Origin of the sequence: Orenia metallireducens (assembly GCF_001693735.1) — a bacterium.
GTDB lineage: Bacteria > Bacillota > Halanaerobiia > Halobacteroidales > Halobacteroidaceae > Orenia > Orenia metallireducens.
On record NZ_LWDV01000007.1, the window covers coordinates 171,959 to 190,136 of the forward strand.

General features: G+C 33.1%; 15 protein-coding genes and 1 riboswitch. Of the genes, 5 read left to right on the forward strand and 10 right to left on the reverse strand.

Annotation, left to right across the window (positions count from 1 at the left end):
• Position 1: 1 nt before the first annotated feature.
• On the reverse strand, positions 2 to 1,375 hold the full coding sequence (gene rlmD / locus U472_RS03685) for a 23S rRNA (uracil(1939)-C(5))-methyltransferase RlmD (protein WP_068715633.1): 1,374 nt from the start codon (positions 1,373 to 1,375) through the stop codon (positions 2 to 4).
• Between the two features lie 186 nt (positions 1,376 to 1,561).
• Here rlmD and U472_RS16715 point away from each other — a divergent pair, with 186 nt between their 5' ends.
• Together U472_RS16715 and U472_RS03690 are read left to right on the forward strand one after the other, a co-directional pair.
• Positions 1,562 to 1,711 (forward strand): hypothetical protein, encoded by a 150-nt coding sequence (locus U472_RS16715; protein WP_176714105.1) that lies wholly within the window; start codon positions 1,562 to 1,564, stop codon positions 1,709 to 1,711.
• Between the two features lie 126 nt (positions 1,712 to 1,837).
• A riboswitch (cyclic di-GMP riboswitch) is annotated at positions 1,838 to 1,921 on the forward strand.
• A gap of 41 nt (positions 1,922 to 1,962) precedes the next feature.
• A complete protein-coding gene (locus U472_RS03690; RefSeq protein ID WP_068715635.1) occupies positions 1,963 to 2,502 on the forward strand; it encodes a hypothetical protein in 540 nt (179 codons plus the stop codon).
• Between the two features lie 120 nt (positions 2,503 to 2,622).
• Here the strand turns inward: U472_RS03690 and U472_RS03695 are convergent, their stop codons facing one another.
• Positions 2,623 to 3,642 carry an isocitrate dehydrogenase (NAD(+)) gene (locus U472_RS03695; RefSeq protein ID WP_068715637.1) on the reverse strand — a complete coding sequence of 340 codons (1,020 nt, stop codon included), beginning with the start codon at positions 3,640 to 3,642 and terminating at the stop codon, positions 2,623 to 2,625.
• 416 nt (positions 3,643 to 4,058) lie between these two features.
• Here U472_RS03695 and U472_RS03700 point away from each other — a divergent pair, with 416 nt between their 5' ends.
• Positions 4,059 to 5,297, forward strand: coding sequence for a citrate/2-methylcitrate synthase (locus U472_RS03700; protein WP_083189733.1), 1,239 nt, complete (start codon positions 4,059 to 4,061; stop codon positions 5,295 to 5,297).
• A gap of 95 nt (positions 5,298 to 5,392) precedes the next feature.
• Here U472_RS03700 and gatB read toward each other — a convergent pair whose 3' ends face one another.
• The 6 genes from gatB to ligA form a co-directional block, all read right to left on the reverse strand.
• Positions 5,393 to 6,844 (reverse strand): Asp-tRNA(Asn)/Glu-tRNA(Gln) amidotransferase subunit GatB, encoded by a 1,452-nt coding sequence (gatB, locus tag U472_RS03705; RefSeq protein ID WP_068715639.1) that lies wholly within the window; start codon positions 6,842 to 6,844, stop codon positions 5,393 to 5,395.
• Positions 6,845 to 6,964: 120 nt separating this feature from the next.
• Entirely contained in the window at positions 6,965 to 8,422 is a 1,458-nt protein-coding gene (gatA, locus tag U472_RS03710; RefSeq protein WP_068715641.1) for an Asp-tRNA(Asn)/Glu-tRNA(Gln) amidotransferase subunit GatA, read from the reverse strand.
• 56 nt (positions 8,423 to 8,478) lie between these two features.
• The gene (gene gatC, locus U472_RS03715) at positions 8,479 to 8,766 is read right to left on the reverse strand and encodes an Asp-tRNA(Asn)/Glu-tRNA(Gln) amidotransferase subunit GatC (protein WP_068715645.1); all 288 of its coding nucleotides are present in this window, start codon (positions 8,764 to 8,766) and stop codon (positions 8,479 to 8,481) included.
• Positions 8,767 to 8,930: 164 nt separating this feature from the next.
• Positions 8,931 to 10,298 carry a PTS transporter subunit IIC gene (locus U472_RS03720; protein ID WP_068715647.1) on the reverse strand — a complete coding sequence of 456 codons (1,368 nt, stop codon included), beginning with the start codon at positions 10,296 to 10,298 and terminating at the stop codon, positions 8,931 to 8,933.
• A gap of 161 nt (positions 10,299 to 10,459) precedes the next feature.
• Positions 10,460 to 10,900 carry a peptidylprolyl isomerase gene (locus U472_RS03725; RefSeq protein WP_068715649.1) on the reverse strand — a complete coding sequence of 147 codons (441 nt, stop codon included), beginning with the start codon at positions 10,898 to 10,900 and terminating at the stop codon, positions 10,460 to 10,462.
• A gap of 97 nt (positions 10,901 to 10,997) precedes the next feature.
• Positions 10,998 to 12,980 carry an NAD-dependent DNA ligase LigA gene (gene ligA, locus U472_RS03730; protein WP_068715651.1) on the reverse strand — a complete coding sequence of 661 codons (1,983 nt, stop codon included), beginning with the start codon at positions 12,978 to 12,980 and terminating at the stop codon, positions 10,998 to 11,000.
• Positions 12,981 to 13,479: 499 nt separating this feature from the next.
• Between ligA and U472_RS03735 the strand changes: the two genes are divergently transcribed.
• Complete coding sequence (locus tag U472_RS03735) at positions 13,480 to 14,157, forward strand: potassium channel family protein (RefSeq protein ID WP_068715653.1); 678 nt, start codon at positions 13,480 to 13,482, stop codon at positions 14,155 to 14,157.
• Positions 14,158 to 14,213: 56 nt separating this feature from the next.
• On the opposite strand, the gene U472_RS03740 is transcribed toward U472_RS03735, so the two are convergent.
• Together U472_RS03740 and pcrA are read right to left on the reverse strand one after the other, a co-directional pair.
• Complete coding sequence (locus U472_RS03740) at positions 14,214 to 15,137, reverse strand: manganese-dependent inorganic pyrophosphatase (RefSeq protein WP_068715655.1); 924 nt, start codon at positions 15,135 to 15,137, stop codon at positions 14,214 to 14,216.
• A 95-nt stretch (positions 15,138 to 15,232) separates the two neighbouring features.
• Positions 15,233 to 17,371, reverse strand: a complete 2,139-nt coding sequence (gene pcrA / locus U472_RS03745) for a DNA helicase PcrA (RefSeq protein WP_068715657.1) — start codon at positions 17,369 to 17,371, stop codon at positions 15,233 to 15,235.
• 272 nt (positions 17,372 to 17,643) lie between these two features.
• Here pcrA and U472_RS03750 point away from each other — a divergent pair, with 272 nt between their 5' ends.
• Positions 17,644 to 18,174 carry a thioredoxin fold domain-containing protein gene (locus U472_RS03750; protein WP_068715659.1) on the forward strand — a complete coding sequence of 177 codons (531 nt, stop codon included), beginning with the start codon at positions 17,644 to 17,646 and terminating at the stop codon, positions 18,172 to 18,174.
• Positions 18,175 to 18,178: the final 4 nt, after the last annotated feature.

Below are 18,178 nucleotides of genomic sequence, written 5' to 3' on the forward strand. Positions count from 1 at the left end.
ATCAACTATCAACTCTTTTTATCAACGCTACACTCTCGATATGATAGGTCTGTGGAAACATATCTACAGGTTGAACCTCTATAGTCTTATAGCCGTGTTCATCTAGATACTTCAAATCCCTTGCTAAACTACTTGGATTACAGGAGACATAAACTATTCTCTCAGGCTCTATCTCTACAAAGCTCTTGAGAACATCTTCATGACACCCTTTACGTGGTGGATCTACTATAATTACCTCAGGGATAAAGATCTTCTTAAGTTCTGGTAAGACCTCTCTTACCTTACCTGCTTGGAAATGACAATTCTCTATTCCATTCAACTGAGCATTCTCTTTAGCAGCTTCAATCGCTTCTTCTACAACCTCTATCCCATAAACCTCTTTAGCTTGATCTGCAACATAAAGGGTAATTGAGCCCAATCCACAGTAAGCATCAATTACCTTCTCCTGACCAGTTAATCCTGCATACTCTACAGCTTGGTCATATAATACCTTGGCTTGTAAGGTATTGACTTGGAAGAAGGATAGTGGCGATATCTTATACTTAACCTTTCCTATGTAATCGAAGATATGATCCTCTCCTGCTAAAGTTTTGGTTAATTTACCTAAGACTACATTAGTCTTTTTAGAGTTGATATTATGCTGTACACTAACTAACTCAGGAATATCAGCCATCAATCTATCAGCTATCTCTCTTCCTTCAGGGAACTTGTTATCTTTAGTAACAAAGATTAACATAGCTTGATTGGTACAGACTCCTACCCTAACTACTAGATGTCGCATCAATCCCTTATGAACTTTCTCATCATAAATACTTGTACCATACTCTTCAAGTAATTTTATGGTTTCTCTAGATATTCTATTAATTAAAGGATGCTGAATCCCACAATCATTAATATCAATAATATCATGGCTTCCAGGTGCATAAAACCCTGTGATCACATTATTATCCTTGTCTAATCCCAAAGGAAACTGAGCTTTATTTCGATAAAAGAGGGGATTCTCCATTCCTTTGACAGGATTGATTTTAATATCTTTTAATTTCCCAATTCTCTCAATATTATCCCTGACAATCTCCCTTTTATGCTCCAATTGAGCCTGATAATTTATATGTTGAACCTGACACCCTCCACATTCTGTACTAAAGGAACATAATGGAATAATTCTATGCTCTGATTCATCAAGAACCTCTAATATCTCACCTCTTCCATAACTCTTCTTAACTTGAATTATCTTTACTCTTACTCTCTCCCCAGGGATACCCTTAGGAACAAAGATAGCAAAACCATCAATTCTTCCTACTACATCTCCTCCATGGGCTAAGCTCTCTAATTCAATAGTTACTACATCTCCAATATTTACTGGTCTTTTAGCCATTAATCTCGCTCCTTAATAAAATTATTATTATATTTTCTCATTATTAAGCATATATATTATCACATAAAGCAAATTTATAGTTATAAAATCCTATAAATTATTCATGTTAATAGCATTGGCTAAGTCTTTAGCTATGATTCTATTTTCTATATAAAAAAGAACTTACCTTCTTAAAGGAGTGAGAAAATGCTCAGAGAAGAGACTCTAGATAACATTGAGAAGCTAATTCAAGAATTAATTTGGAAGAGAAAGAAGAGTAAAGACACTAAAGAAAAGTTTAAATTAACTGCCAGAATAGAACAATTAAAACTATTAAAAAGTATTAAAAATAAATAATATTTTAAGTTTTATTTAACCTCTTGTGAATTAATGTAATTAAAGGGTGGGTAATGTTGTAATTTATCTATTGATTTGTAATTCTTTTACTGTTATAATAATATAAATATTCATAAAAAAACAAATCATAATAAAAGGAGCAATGAAATATAATCTGTACCTGGTCACCTAGATTATATGGAGCTAATGGTGAACCCACCCTATATTTTTTATAAAAAATACTTCTATTATAGAAGATTAGGGGGGGAAATATGAACACATTCTTTAAAAAATTATTTAAATCTAATGTAATTAAGAGTTCACAGGTAGCAGATGAGTTAAACCAACTCATTAGAGAAGAAACAGATAAGAAGTTAAGCTCTCTAAATTTAATCAATAGTAAAGAATCTGATTTCGATTTTATCTTAAACTGTAGTTATTTCTTTAGCTATCTACTAGCCACACGTAATAATGATATAAATATAAGTTCAACAGCTATAGAAAATGTAACTCATAATTTTGCTACTTACCTTATAGAGACTTATATAGACCAATATAATTTAGAAAAAGATAAAGATAAATACTTAAACAGGTTATATAAAGAGACAAAAGATTTAGTTAATCTTTATGAGAATAGCAAAGAAAAAAGAAAGATGAATTCTATCAAGCAAGTAGCTGAAAATCTACTTACTAATTTGGAAGGAGATAATTCTAATAAACTAGAATTGTTATCGAATCTAATTGTTCATAATATGACCTTATCCCAAGATTACTTACTTAATATCTCTCGTAGATATTCACTCTCCAACTAAAATTTCTTACTTTGATATTAAAGACCTTCCAAAAACAAGGTTAAAGATTAGCAGTATAGACTGTTACTGCTAGCTAAATTAAATAATAAAGACCTCTGTATATACAGAGGTCTTTATTATTTAAACACTCTTCTCTAAATTCTTTTTAACCTTATTTATAATCTCAGCAGTTATATCTGTAGTACTAGCAGTACCACCTAAATCTCCAGTTAGTACCTTTCCTTCAGCCAATATCTCTGCTACTGCATCTTCAATTGCCACTGCTGCCTGTTTCTCTCCTAAATGATTTAACATCATACAAGCAGATAATAATAGAGCAATAGGATTAGCCTTATTCTGCCCTGCTATATCTGGAGCTGAACCATGGACAGCCTCAAAGACAGCAAGCTCATCATTTAAGTTAGCACCTGGAGTCAAACCTAAACCTCCAATTAATCCAGCACAAAGATCTGAAACAATATCACCATAAAGATTAGGCAATACCAATACATCATAATTTTCAGGATATTGTACTAATTGCATACACATATTATCAACAATCTTATTGTCAAATTCAATTTCAGGATAATCCTTTGCTATCTCTTCTGCAACAGCTTTAAATAATCCATCACTTAACTTTAAGATATTTGCCTTATGTACAGCAGTTACCTTCTTACGATTATTCTCCTTAGCATATTCAAAGGCTGCTCTAACAATTCGTTCTGAAGCCTTACGAGTAATAATCTTAATACTCTCAGCAGCATCCTCACCGACCATATGCTCAATTCCTGCATATAACCCTTCAGTATTCTCTCTAAAGATAACAACATCTAGATTTTCAAACTTAGTCGGAGCACCTTTCATAGTCTTAGCTGGTCTTAGATTAACATATAAATCTAGCTTCTGTCTGATAGCAACATTTACACTTCTAAATCCACTACCTACAGGAGTAGTAATAGGCCCTTTTAAAGCCACTTTATTCTTCTTAATTGATTCTAATACCTCTTCAGGTAAAGGAGTTCCATACTGATCCATTACCCCTTCTCCAGCATTAACTATCTCCCAATTAATCTTAACTCCTGTTGCTTCTATAATTTCACGAATTGATTTAGTAATCTCTGGTCCAATTCCGTCACCAGGTATCAAAGTTACATCATACATTAATTCTCACTCCTCACTACTTTTATTAATTTATTGTATAAATATACATAAACTCTATTATAAAAGGCTATTAAAATAACACAAATAATATTATCATTATTATATCTATTAATGAACTATTTGTCAATTAGACGTTAATTAGACAGATAATTAACACTTATCTTCCTACAACTCCTAATATAATATATCTCTAACTATAAAATTGGTTAATTCACATCTAGTTGTCAAAAAGTTAAAAATATGATAGTATAATAACACTACCAATCAATTTGTATTTATTCTTTATAAAGTATATTTATAATTAAAATTAAATATATATTAAGATTTTATACAATCATGACTTATTTTATAGATAGTGGCTTAAATATAGGAAATCCAATGAAAAAACGAAGTCGAGTAGTAAAGGAGTTGTTATTATGTTAGAAAGAATAAATGAATGTCTATGCTTTTGCAATATCACAGAAGAGAGAATGAAAAAAGAATACTCAGAGATAATGGTTACTTTACTTGATAAGGGTTACTTTCCAGGTCTTAAAGGAATACCGATAGTTGAATCCAAAATTAGTAATATTGATGGAGAGAAAGGAATACTTACCTTTAGAGGATATCCAGTAGAAGAATTAGCAAAGCATTGCTCCTATGAAGATGTCTGCTATCTCTTACTCAAAGAAGATTTACCAACTGAAGATGAAAGAACTGAGTTAAGAAAAGAACTTCTTAAATATAAGGATGTGGATATTAATATAGCTAATTCAATTGCACATATGGATAGAAATCTGCATCCTATGTATATGTTAAGTATCAGTGTACTATTGCTACAAGGTAGTGATTCTACCTCTTTTAATATTAAAAATCAAGAAGAGAATATACAAAGAGCTATCCGCTTAATAGCAAAGCTACCTACGTTGATTGGAATATACAGAACCAAAGATCCTGACTTTGCTCAAGGTAAAGAGTTTGATTCTTTTGCTCACTATGCTTTATACTGCCTTGATGAACAATCAGCTAAAAATCAGGATTTAGTAAACATATTTGAACAGTTATTGATTTTACATGCTGACCATACTATAAATAATAGTACCTTCTCAGTTAGAGCTGTGGGGTCTTCTCATGCAAGTATCTTTGCTTCTATCTCTTCAGCTATCAATTCACTATCAGGACCACTTCATGGTGGGGCTAATGAGAAGGTAATTAGCATGTTGGAAGAGATTAAATCACCTGAGAACATAGAAGCTTATATTGAAAGTAAAATATCTGAAGGAGAGAAGATAATGGGGCTAGGTCATCGAGTTTATAAGACCTATGACCCTCGCGGAGTCTACTTTAAAAAGGAATTATTGCCTAAAATATTCAATGAAGATAATCCTTTTAAAATAGACAAACATTTAGATAACTTATATAATATAGCTCAAGGTGTTGAAGAAGTTGCTCTAAAACGTTTCGGTAATAAAGGTATCTACCCAAATGTAGATTTCTGGTCAGGCTTGATTCTTAAGGCGATGAACATTGAACCAAATTACTTTACAACTATATTTGCTTTAGGAAGAATTATGGGTTGGGCTGCTCATTGGCTAGAGAATATAGAATCTAAGAATGCTATATTTAGACCAAAGCAGTTATATAAAGGTTTAGATATAAGACATATAGATAAGTAGACTAGAGTCTATTTTAATAACAAGTAAAGGCTAATAAAAATTATTAATAATATAAAATAAAAGGTTGTCACCAGTACTGGTGACAACCTTTTATTTTATCCCTCTAATTTCTCTCTTAAAATCTTATTAACCATTCCTGGATTTGCTTTTCCACGAGTAGCTTTCATCGTCTGACCAATGAAGAAACCAAATACATTCTTATTACCTCCACGGTAATCTTCTAATGCACTTTGATTATCAGCAATAACTTGATCAATAATCTTTTCTAATTCACTTGTATCACTAATCTGTTTTAGACCCTTCTCTTCTACAATAGTATCTGGATCTTTCCCTGTAGCAAACATCTCTTCAAAAACAGTCTTAGCAATCTTACTTGAAATTGTTCCTTCATCCATTAATTTTAGCATTTTAGCTAAATCTGCTGGCTTGAATTTAACCTCTGCGATAGTAATTGACTCTTCATTTAAAAGTCTTGAGAAGTCTCCCATTATCCAGTTACTGATAGCTTTAGCATCATTATGCTCTTCAACAACTGCTTCAAAAAAGTCAGCCATCTCTCTATCAGCAGTAATAACCATTGCATCATACTCTGGAATCCCTAACTCTTCTACATATCTCTTCTGACGAGCATCTGGTAATTCCGGAAGGGTCTCTCTAATCCCCTCTATCCATTCCTGGTCTAGAATAACAGGTACTAAATCTGGCTCAGGGAAGTAACGATAATCATGAGCCTCTTCTTTACTTCTCATTGGAATAGTCTTTCCTGCCTCATCATCCCAAGTCAAAGTACCTTGAATAATCTCTCCACCAGATTCTAAAACCTTAATCTGACGCTTTGGCTCATACTTTAAAGCCTTCTCAATAGCTTTAAAAGAGTTCATATTCTTCAACTCTGTTCTAGTTCCTAATTTATCTGAACCTTTAGGAGCAACAGAGATATTAACATCTGCTCTCATTGACCCTTGAGACATATCACAATCGGAAACTCCAATATACTCTAAGATACTCTTAATCTTCTTTAAGTATGCAATAGCTTGTTCTGGAGAGTGAATATCTGGTTCACTTACAATCTCAATTAATGGAGTCCCAACTCGGTTATAATCAACTAGACTAGAGTCAGAGCTTGCTATACCCTCACCTGCATGATTTAATTTACCAGCATCCTCCTCTAAATGGATTCGAGTAATACCTATCTTCATATCTGCTCCATCTTCAAGTTGAATCATAACATGTCCATCTTCACAGAAAGGTAAGTCAAATTGAGAAATCTGATAAGCCTTTGGCAAATCAGCATAGAAGTAATTCTTACGATCAAATTTACTAAAAGTATTGATTTCACAATTTAAAGCAAGCCCTGCTTTAACTATGTACTCTACTGCTTTTTCATTTAAAACTGGTAATGTTCCTGGTAAACCTAAACAGATTGGACAAGTGTGGTTATTTGGTTCTGCTCCAAATTCGTTCTTGCAACCACAGAAAATTTTTGTATCTGTATCTAATTGAACGTGGATCTCTAATCCAACGGTCATCTCATATCCGTCTAACATTTATTACACCTCCGCTATATTAAGTGTGAGTTATTAGTGACAGCGCAAGTTATATTCTTATATAAAGTTCTATTAATTAATTATCTTTTACTGGCACCGACTACTGACACTAATTGCTAATTATAAACTAGCTCTCTTTTTATGGAAATCAGTTGCTTGTTCAAAGGCATGAGCAATCTGTAAAATCTTCTCTTCTCCAAAGTGATTACCCATAATCTGTAATCCAATCGGTAATCCATTACTGTCTAATCCACAAGGCATAGATAATGCAGGAATACCTGCTAAGTTAATTGGAATAGTACAGATATCTGATAAATACATCTCTAATGGATCCTTTTTAGCCCCTGCTTTAAAAGATGTAGTTGGAGTTGTTGGTGAAATTAAGACATCATACTTCTCAAAGGCTCTATCAAAATCTTGTTTAACCAAGGTTCTTACCTTTTGAGCCTTCTTATAGTAAGCATCATAGTAACCAGAACTTAAAGCATAAGTTCCTAACATAATTCTACGCTTAACCTCATCACCAAATCCTTCTTGACGAGTCTTCTTATACATATCAACTAAACCTTTTACCTCTTCACTTCTTAAACCATAACGAACTCCATCATAACGAGCTAAGTTAGAACTAGCCTCTGCTGGAGCAATTAGATAATATGCAGATAGTGCATATTCAGTATGGGGTAATGATACCTCTTCATACTCTGCACCCAACTCTTCTAACTTCTTGATTGCAGTCCAAACAGCATCTTTAACCTCTTGATCGATTCCATCACCAAAGTATTCACTTGGCACACCTATCTTCATTCCTGTGATATCTTTATTCAGACTTGCTGTATAATCTGGCACCTCTCTATTTGCAGAAGTAGAATCAAATTCATCATGACCAGCTATGTAATTTAAAGCGATAGCACAATCAGTTATATCTTTAGAAAATGGACCGATTTGATCTAAAGAAGAAGCAAAGGCTACCAATCCATAACGGGATACTAAACCATAAGTTGGCTTCATTCCTACTACTCCACAGAAAGCAGCTGGTTGTCTAATAGATCCTCCTGTATCTGAACCTAAAGAGATAATAGCTTCTCCAGCAGCTACTGCTGCAGCAGAACCACCACTAGAACCTCCTGGCACCCTTGTTAAATCCCAAGGATTTGCTGTTGGATAGAATCCAGAGTTCTCATTAGAAGAGCCCATAGCAAATTCGTCCATATTGGTCTTACCTACCATAATATAATCCTCAGCTGATAACTTCTTAATTACTGTAGCGTCATAAGGTGGTTTGTAATTATGTAATATTTTAGAAGCACAAGTAGTCTTTACACCTTCAGTTGACATATTATCCTTAATTGCAATTGGAATCCCTGCTAATGGTCCAATCTCTTCACCATTAGCTATCTTTTCATCCACCTTATCAGCTTGCTTTAAAGCATCTTCCTTCGTTAAAGTTATGTAAGCTTTCACATCTTCTTCAACTGCTTCAATTCTATTATATATAGATTCTGTAATCTCTCTAGCAGTGACCTCTTTATTCACTAACTTCTCATGCAACTGATGAGCAGTCAATTGGTAAAGTTCCATATTATTTCCCTCCTTGTTTATTGGCTGTTAGTTATTAGCTACTAGCCATCAACTAATTAGTCCACAATTTGTGGGACTTTGAACATACCCTCATCCTTCTCAGGTGCATTAGCTAATACAGCTTCCCGATCAAGAGAATCTCTAACCTCATCTTTTCTGAATACATTCTTAATTGGTAGAGCATGGGCTGTTGGAGCTATATCCTCAGTATCAAGCTCATTTAATTTCTCAGCATGATCTAAAATATCACTTAACTGATGAGCAAACATATCCTTTTCCTCTTCACTTACCTCTAATCTTGCTAAATGGGCAACCTTCTCAACAGTCTCCTTATTGATTTTCACTTTTTTCACATCCCTTCATTATATTATATATATTGTACAGTTTATAGTATATAGTTAATAGTTAAAATTAATTTTAACTATTAACTATTTCTGATTATTTAACTAGTTATTCATTATATCACAAGGTACTAATCACTTCAATATTATAGAAAATTATTAAAAATCTAATATTCAAGTTTTGAAAAAGTATTATCTAGATTATCATTTCTCTTCTTATACTCTTTCCAAGTTATATAAATTAAGAAAGAGACTATAGGTAAGATCCCTATCGCCCATATATTTCCTTGGAATAAGTATACCCAGTAGATTCTAAATAGATTACCACCATCTAAAAAAGAGGTTATATTGCCTTTATATTGACTAATAACGATCCCGGCTCTATCTAGTAAATTAGTATATGTACTTGACATTGCAGAGGCAATATATAATTTACCAATTATGATAGGAATGAATGCAACAACCGCTCTGAATAAATTTCCTCTAGTTGCTACAACAATTAAAGTTACTGCACCTATCATATTAGGTAGGTCAGCAAGGGGAATAAATTTTATCCCAGGTAATAAGATTGCAAGTATTAGTGCAATTGGCATCAAAATAATCCCTGCTACAATAACCGCTGGATAGCCAATTAGAACAGCCAAATCCATACCAATGCGAGCATCCTCCATACCAGGAAATTTATTGAGTAAATAATTTTTAGCCCCTGTTGATATAGGCATTAAACCTTCTCCTAAAATTCCAGCCATTCTAGGTAATATAAATACAACAGCTGCAATATTAATAGCTAAATCGGCTACTTCTTTTAAATTATAACCTGCAATTATCCCTAACCCTATTCCTAATAGTAGACCAATAAACATCGGTTCACCAAAAAAGCCTAATCTCTTTTGTATATGCTCAGGGTTACCATTAATCCGATTGATTTTTGGGATTTTTTCAATTAATTTATCTGTAGCTAAAGCAATTGGATAATAGGCTGTAGCAGATAAAGTGGTAATGGAAATCCCCGTAATGCCTGAAAATTCTTCAGTAGCTTCAGCACTCCAGTCAGCTAACTTTATAATTATAACCATAGATGTGATACTAGAGATTATTGAAAGTGTCATATCTTGTGACATAGTATAAACCAATTGTCCTGTAAAGAGAAAATGCCAAAAATTCCAGATATCAATATTAAAGGTATTGGTTAATTTCAACCATAACATAATTATATTGATAACAATAAAAATAACCATCAAGATTGGTGCAATCTTAAATGACCAGGCTGTTGCAGCTAAAGGAGGCCAACCTACATCTAAAACAGTCAAATCACTTCCTGTCTGCTCCACCACTTGCTCAATTACAGGAGCAATCTTAGCCACAAAATGATCAAGGGTCATAAAGATACCGATAAATCCTATACCCAAAGTCAATGCATGCTTCATTGCCTTCTTAATTGGTATTTGTATAATTAAACTAACAGTAAACATAACAATAGGCAGCATAACATAAACTGGGAAATCTAAAATATAATTGATTATAGTGTCGAACATGAAATTTAGTCCCTTCTTTATATAGTTACAAATTCTATACTAATTGAACCTCTATATAAATAATATCATTTGATAGAGATATTATCTCATAGATTTATCAATACAAAGTACTGTCTATAATATTGCAATATTATAAAGACAGTACTTACTTTTATACCTTACTATTCACCTTCAATAATAGTTACTTTATTAATTACATCACCTTGTCTGATATTATCTATTACTTCAAGACCTTCTACTACCTTGCCAAAGCAGGTATGATTTTTATCTAAGTGCTGGGTATTCTCTCGATTATGGCAGATAAAAAATTGAGACCCCCCTGTATTCCTTCCAGCATGGGCCATTGATAATACTCCACGGTCATGATATTGGTTATCTCCATCTAATTCACAATCGATAGTATATCCAGGTCCTCCTGTTCCAGTTCCATTAGGGCATCCACCTTGAATTACAAAGTTAGGGATTACTCGATGGAAGGTCAAGCCATCATAAAACCCTTCCTCAGCTAATTTACAGAAGTTATTTACTGTATTTGGTGCATCCTGCTCATAAAATTCAATCTTCATTGTTCCTTTTTCAGTTTCCATGATTGCTTTTCTCATATTAAATCCTCCTTATTTTTAACAGTGACTAGTAACTAGTGACGAGTGACTAGCAAAAACTTAAATACTTGTTACCTGTTACCGTTACTGGTTACTATCATCCACTTATTAACTCTTTAAATTCTATTTCATTTAAAATAGTAACTCCTAATTCTTGAGCCTTATCATATTTAGAGCCAGGATTATCTCCTACCACTACATAATCTGTATTCTTACTTACAGAGCTTGTGACTCTGCCCCCTAAATTAGTAATCGCTTCTTTGGCTTCTTTACGGGTAAAATCCTGTAAAGTACCAGTTACAACTATCTTCTTTCCTTCTAATACTTTTTTCACATTAGAAGTTTGAGATTCTAGATTGACCCCTGCTGCTCTTAACTTATCGATTATCTTAAGATTCTGCTCTTGGTCAAAGTAAGTAACAATACTTCGGGCAATCTTAGGACCAATCTCATTGATTGCTGATAACTGCTCTTCACTAGCCTCAGCAATGGCATTAATATCCTGATAATTTTGAGCCAATACTTGTCCCACTCTACTACCTACATGGCGAATCCCTAAACCAAATAATAATTGAGCTAAGGAGTTATCTTTGCTCTTCTCTAATGCATCAATTACATTCTGGCTGGACTTTTCACCCATTCTCTCTAAATTCATTAAATCTTCTTTCTGTAGATAATATAAATCACCTACATCACCTATTAATTCATTATCTAATAGTTGTTCTATCAAGGAAGGTCCTACTCCTTCAATATTCATAGCATTTCTTTGAACAAAGTGGATAATCTCTTCTTTAAGTTGAGCAGGACAAGCTCCACCAGTACAGCTAATTACAGCTTCTCCTTCTAAACGGACTGCTTCTGCTCCACAGACAGGACACTCTTTAGGAATAATAAATTTCTCTTCTTGACCAGTTCTCTTTTCTGGCAAGACTTTAACCACCTTAGGGATTATGTCTCCACCCTTTTCTATAATTGCCTTGTCACCAATCCTAATATCCTTCTCATTAATATAATCTTGATTATGTAAAGTAGCCCGACTAACTACTGAGCCATCTAAGTAAATCGGCTCTAAGATAGCCGTTGGATTCAATGATCCCGTTCTACCTACTGTGATCTCAATATCCTTGATTGTGGTCTCTTTTTGCTGAGCAGGAAACTTATATGCAATCGCCCAACGGGGGTGTTTAGCTGTACTGCCTAGCTGTTTACGTAAAGCCAAATTATCTACCTTAATTACGATTCCATCAATCTCATAATTTAATTCATCCCTTTTTTGGGTCCAATACTGGCAGTACTCAATTACCTCATCGATATTAGCACATATTCTCCATTCAGGATTGACCTTAAAGTTTAATTCTTTGAGATAATTTAACCTTTCACTATGTAATTTAAACTCTTCTCCCTCTAGATAAGCACTATCATAGATGAAGATATCTAAAGGGCGATTAGCTGCCACTTGAGGATCAAGCTGGCGTAAAGTCCCTGCTGCTGCATTACGAGGATTAGCAAATTCTTCTTGCTCAGCTTCCTTTCTTCTTTGATTTAATTGAATAAATTTATCTTTAGGAAAGTAGACCTCTCCTCTCACTTCTAAATCAATCTCCCTATCTAATTTTAAAGGAATACTCTTAATAGTCTTAATATTATGGGTTACATCTTCACCAATAACACCATTACCTCTAGTAGCTCCTTGTGCTAAACTACCATTCTCATAAATCAAAGAAGCAGATAAGCCATCTATCTTCAATTCAGCTACATATTGAATCTCTTCCTCTAGATCTTTTCTTATCCTCTGCTCAAACTCCTTTAACTCTTCTTCTGAAAAGACCTTGTCCAAACTTAACAGAGGGACTTGATGCTCTACCTTTCTAAATTCATCAATAGGTTCTCCTCCTACCCGTTGTGTTGGCGAATCAGAAGTAATCAATTCTGGATGTTCTTCCTCTAGTTTTGATAACTCTTGCATCAACTTATCATACTCTATATCACTAATCTTAGGTTTATCTAAGACAAAGTAATAATAATCATGCTTATGTATCTCTGCTCGTAATTCTTCAACTTTTTTCTTTATGTCTTCCATGTGAATCCTCCTATAACCAATATCTATTTGATATCTAGACAAATAACTAAGCTTAAATTTCTAAATATGACCTTATATGGAGATGAGTTGTGAGATTTTAAACTTAACTGTCAACTTAAAAGAATGTCCCATTATCTATATTAAGTTTCACTTTGCCCGACTCTCAATTCATCTCATATACCTACTCTTTTAACCTTTTTTATACTATTTACTTTAACCTTTTTACTTTAACTATATCTCTAGATAAGTTCAACTAAGTTTCACTTTATTATATCATAATCTCTTAATAAGCATACCTCATATTATATTTTACTTAGTTATTATTAACGAAAATCCTCTATAAATAAGCTAAAATTTCAGCCAATAAACTTTGATAATAATTGTACAACTTTCTGTAAGATAATGGAATATCTTTGCAACTCCCTATTCTTTGTAGTATAATATATGATGGTCTTTTAAAAATTCTTACCCAAGCCTAATTGGCCAAGGAGGTAATGTTATGAAAATAATTATTGTTGGCGGAGGTAAAAAAGGATATCAACTGGCAAAATACTGCCATAAATTCGGACATCAAGTTACAGTTATTGAATCTGATGAGAGTAAAGTTAATAAATTAAAGGATGAATTAGAAGTTGATGTTATCTTAGGTGACGGAACTCAAAGAAAGCTTTTAGAGAAGGCTAAAACTGAGGAAGCAGATACAGTTGTTGCTGTTACTAGTAATGACCAAGATAACCTAGTAATCTGCCAATTAGCTGAAAGGCAGTTCAATGTTCCAAAGACGTTGACATTGGTGAATAACCCTGGTAATGAAAAACTTTTTGAATGGTTAGGTGTAAATCAAGTCATTAGCTCAACCTCACTGATGCTGGGACTAATTCAGGAAGAGATAGCTATTAAAGAGACATCAAAGTTATGGGCTGATAGTATTAAAGACTTGAAGATGCATTATATCCAAGTAGATGAAAACTCTCCTATTCAGGACACAATGGTAAAGGATATTAAACTCCCTGATGAGGCCATTTTAATCACAATTCTACGAGGAGATGAAGCAATTGTCCCTCGTGGAAATACTATAATCAAAGCTAATGATACTGTAATTGCCTTAGCAGACCCTGAAATTAAAGAAAAACTATTAGAAATAATGTCTGGTACAGAAAAAGAAAAAGCCTCTTAAATATAATAAAGAGGAACCTTAAATTTAAGGTTCCTCTTTATTATATTGAAACTATCTTAAGCAAAGTAGTCAGATAACACAGGGATAATCTGCTTCTTTCTAGATAATACACCATCTAGATAGACTTCATTCTCTCCAGCATCTACATCAAAGGCTCCAGCTACAATATCCCTAGCTTCAACATTATAAGTCAATAAAGTACCTTCAGCCATAATATCTGTTATCATTAGTAATAAGGCTTTATAACCTTCTGCTTCAACTAACTCATTAATAGCAGCTAAAATCTCCTCTTTCTTATCAGCATTAACCTCATCTAAGCTCATAATCTCGATTTGACCCACTGCAATCTTGTCTCCAGCAAATTCATACTCCTTATAATCATTCTGTACCAACTCTTTAGGAGATAATGTGTTTATTACAGAACCAGCTTGGAATAACTCTTTACCATACTCTTCAATATCTACTCCTAACTGTTTAGCTAACTCCTTAACAATCACCTTATCCTCTTTAGTACAAGTAGGTGACTTAAAGATTACTGTATCAGATAGAATTGCAGATAATAATAATCCTGCCATAGAATCATTAATCTCTACATTATTCTCTTTGTATAATTTAGTAACAATTGTACTTGTACAACCTACTGGCTCATTTCTAAAGTAAATTGGATTTCCAGTAGAGATGCCACCAATACGGTGATGGTCAACTACACCAACTATCTCAGCCTCTTCAATTCCAGCAATAGCTTGGCTTAATTCATTGTGATCGACCAAAAATACTTGGTCACCTGCAGAAACCTTCTCCACTAGCTTAGGTGCTTTTACACCAAACTTATCTAAAACAAACTCTGTTTCTGCATTGATCTTACCACATCTGATTGCTTCTACATCTTCTCCTAGCTCTTTTCTTAAATTAGCAAGAGTAATCGCTGCACAGATAGAATCTGTATCAGGATTCTGGTGACCTACAATATAAATAGACATTTAAAATTCCTCCTTTTATGTAATTTACAATATACGATTAACAGTTATCATTCTTTTTTATTGTAAAGTGTAGATTATATATTGTCAATTATCTTTTATAATTTAGTCAACTTAGCATATTGGGTAGCCAACTCTTTGATACCTTCATTGGGAAAAGCAATCGTTAATTTTTCCAATCCATTATCCATAGCTACTGCAATTATAGTTCCTTTCCCCCATTTTTGGTGAAGTACCCTATCACCAGCATTAAAGTTATCAGTCTTAATACTTTCGGTTTCCTTTTCAGCTACAGCCTCTAGTTTGTTAACCTTCTTCTCTTCTTTTAAACCAAAGAGAACCTTAGGAATTTCACTGATAAAACGGGAAGGAGCATTATACTGAGTCTTACCATAAACAGTACGGTAAGTGGCATAGGTTAAATATAATAACTCTTCTGCTCTAGTAATTCCTACATAACATAGTCTCCTCTCTTCTTCAACCTCTGATTCACTATCCATAGACATACTATGAGGAAATAAACCCTCTTCCATTCCTGCCAAAAATACTATAGGAAACTCTAATCCTTTAGCACTGTGTAAGGTCATCAAGACTACAGCCTCAGCATCCTTATCCAAATTATCTACATCAGCAATCAAAGAGACCTCTTCAAGATAATCCCCCAATTTTCCTTCTGAGTTCTCTTTATTGAACTCCTTCATATCAGTTAACAGCTCATTGATATTCTCGATTCTACTCTCTGCTTCAATTGTTCCTTCTAATTTAAGCTCTTCTAAATAACCTGTCTTATCTAAAACTTCCTCTGTCAAAGATAATACAGATAACTCCTCAGCTTTATCTCTAAACTTGCTTATCATCTCACCAAAGCCTCTTACCTGAGAGCTTGCCCTTGCCCCAAGAATATCAATCTTATCGGCCTGATAAACAGCCTCTAACAAGCTAATCCCCTCTTTTAAAGCATAATCCTGTAAACGCCCAATAGTGGTATTACCAATTCCCCGTTTTGGTACATTAATAATCCGCTCTAAACTGATATCATCATTAGGGTTATAGATAAGACGCAGATAAGCTAAGATATCCTTAATCTCTTTACGGTCATAGAACTTCAAGCCCCCAATTATTCTATAAGGAATCTCTTTTCTAATCAAGGCTTGCTCCAAACTTCTTGATTGGGCATTGGTACGATAAAGAATAGAAAAATCATTAAGACTATAGTTCTTTTCTTCTCTAAGCTTAATAATCTCAGTAGCTATATAATCTGCTTCCTCTTGTCCATTAGAGGCTTTATATAACTTTAAATCTTGACCTTGATCATTCTCAGTCCATAACTTTTTATCTTTTCTATCTATGTTATTACTTACTACACCAAAGGCAGCCTCTAAAATCTTCTTAGTAGAACGATAATTCTGTTCAAGCTTAATCACTTTAGTATCAGGATAATCATTCTCAAAACTTAAAATATTACTAATATCTGCACCTCTAAAACCATAAATTCCTTGGTCATCATCACCAACAACACAGATATTCTTATATTTTTCTGCTAATAAATTTATCAATTTATATTGGGCGTGATTCACATCCTGATACTCATCAACTAATATGTATTTAAATCGCTCTTGATAATGTTCTAAAACCAGAGGATAATCCTCAAATAGTTCGACAGTCTTCATAATCAAATCATCAAAATCTAGGGCATTATTACCCTTTAATTTTTTTTGATATAATTCATAGACCTGTCTAACTATCTCTTCAAAATAGTTATTACTTTCATAATTTTTAGGTGAAACTAACTGGTTCTTAGCACTACTAATTGTTCCTAATATTGCTCTAGGATTGAACTTCTTAGTATCTATATTTAACTCTTTTAAGATGTTCTTAATTAAAGTTCTTTGATCACTGGTATCAAAGATAACAAAGTTGGTGTTATAACCTAATTTATTTATCTCTCTTCTTAAAATCCTTACACAGATAGAATGGAAGGTGCTCATCCAAATAGCCTTACTATCTGTAGAAATTAGATTTTCAATTCTCTCTTTCATCTCTCCTGCTGCCTTGTTAGTAAAGGTTACAGCCAAAATATTATAAGGAGAAACATCGTATTCATAAATTAAGTGAGCAATTCTATGGGTCAAAACTCTAGTCTTACCAGAGCCTGCCCCTGCTAAAATCAATAAGGGTCCTTGATTATGTTCAACAGCTTTCTTCTGCTCAGGGTTTAGCCCTTTTAAAATATCCATCTAAATCCTCCTAACTGACTTAGGATATATCCTTATCATGATTAATTTACTCTAACATTATATATTAAAATTTGTTCCTTGTCTAATTTAAGAAGAGATTCTAATACAAGTCTAAGCTGTATAGAAATTAAGATTTTTAGCATCTTTAGAAGACTTTATAGAATTCCTTAATACTCATATTAACTACTAATACTACAAGATGAAATCTTTTCAGCTTGTATATAGTTATATTCAAATTTTTAATTTCATAATCTTTACAAAGGAGTGATGAGATGAAAAAATTAATTCTTATATTAGTGTCCTTTATCTTAATTGTTGGTTTTGTTATTGGAGGAACTATAGGAATAGTCTTTAAATTTAAAGCAAAAGCCCATTCGGAAGAAAAATTTCTTCTTCCTAAAGTCTCTTTAAGGGATTTAGAAGATAATAAAATAAAGTTCAATAAAATTAAGAAACCTACTATATTATTATTTTGGTTACCACAATCTAAAAGTTGTCAGCAACAGTTAGAAAATCTAACAATAATAAAAGAAGAATATGATGGCAATTTAGATATAATGGCTATTAATATAGGTCAGATAGATAAAAAGAAGATTGAAGAGATAAATATAGAGCAAAGAAAAGAAATCCTAATCTTAATTGATGATAAAGCTGAACTAACTGAAAAATTACAAGTTACTACTATCCCCACTTTAGTATTTTATACCCCCTCTAAAAAACCAAAGACTATTATTGGCTTAAAAGAAGAAAAAGAGTTAAAAAAATTAATAAAAAATTATTTCTCTAAGTTAAAGACCAAATAAATTT

Bases quoted from the DNA above. Each gene is read 5' to 3' on its own strand.
- rlmD (WP_068715633.1), bottom strand. From the start codon at position 1,375: ATGGCTAAAAGACCAGTAAATATTGGAGATGTAGTAACTATTGAATTA.
- U472_RS16715 (WP_176714105.1), top strand. From the start codon at position 1,562: ATGCTCAGAGAAGAGACTCTAGATAACATTGAGAAGCTAATTCAAGAA.
- U472_RS03690 (WP_068715635.1), top strand. From the start codon at position 1,963: ATGAACACATTCTTTAAAAAATTATTTAAATCTAATGTAATTAAGAGT.
- U472_RS03695 (WP_068715637.1), bottom strand. From the start codon at position 3,642: ATGTATGATGTAACTTTGATACCTGGTGACGGAATTGGACCAGAGATT.
- U472_RS03700 (WP_083189733.1), top strand. From the start codon at position 4,059: ATGTTAGAAAGAATAAATGAATGTCTATGCTTTTGCAATATCACAGAA.
- gatB (WP_068715639.1), bottom strand. From the start codon at position 6,844: ATGTTAGACGGATATGAGATGACCGTTGGATTAGAGATCCACGTTCAA.
- gatA (WP_068715641.1), bottom strand. From the start codon at position 8,422: ATGGAACTTTACCAATTGACTGCTCATCAGTTGCATGAGAAGTTAGTG.
- U472_RS03720 (WP_068715647.1), bottom strand. From the start codon at position 10,298: ATGTTCGACACTATAATCAATTATATTTTAGATTTCCCAGTTTATGTT.
- U472_RS03725 (WP_068715649.1), bottom strand. From the start codon at position 10,900: ATGAGAAAAGCAATCATGGAAACTGAAAAAGGAACAATGAAGATTGAA.
- ligA (WP_068715651.1), bottom strand. From the start codon at position 12,980: ATGGAAGACATAAAGAAAAAAGTTGAAGAATTACGAGCAGAGATACAT.
- U472_RS03735 (WP_068715653.1), top strand. From the start codon at position 13,480: ATGAAAATAATTATTGTTGGCGGAGGTAAAAAAGGATATCAACTGGCA.
- U472_RS03740 (WP_068715655.1), bottom strand. From the start codon at position 15,137: ATGTCTATTTATATTGTAGGTCACCAGAATCCTGATACAGATTCTATC.
- pcrA (WP_068715657.1), bottom strand. From the start codon at position 17,371: ATGGATATTTTAAAAGGGCTAAACCCTGAGCAGAAGAAAGCTGTTGAA.
- U472_RS03750 (WP_068715659.1), top strand. From the start codon at position 17,644: ATGAAAAAATTAATTCTTATATTAGTGTCCTTTATCTTAATTGTTGGT.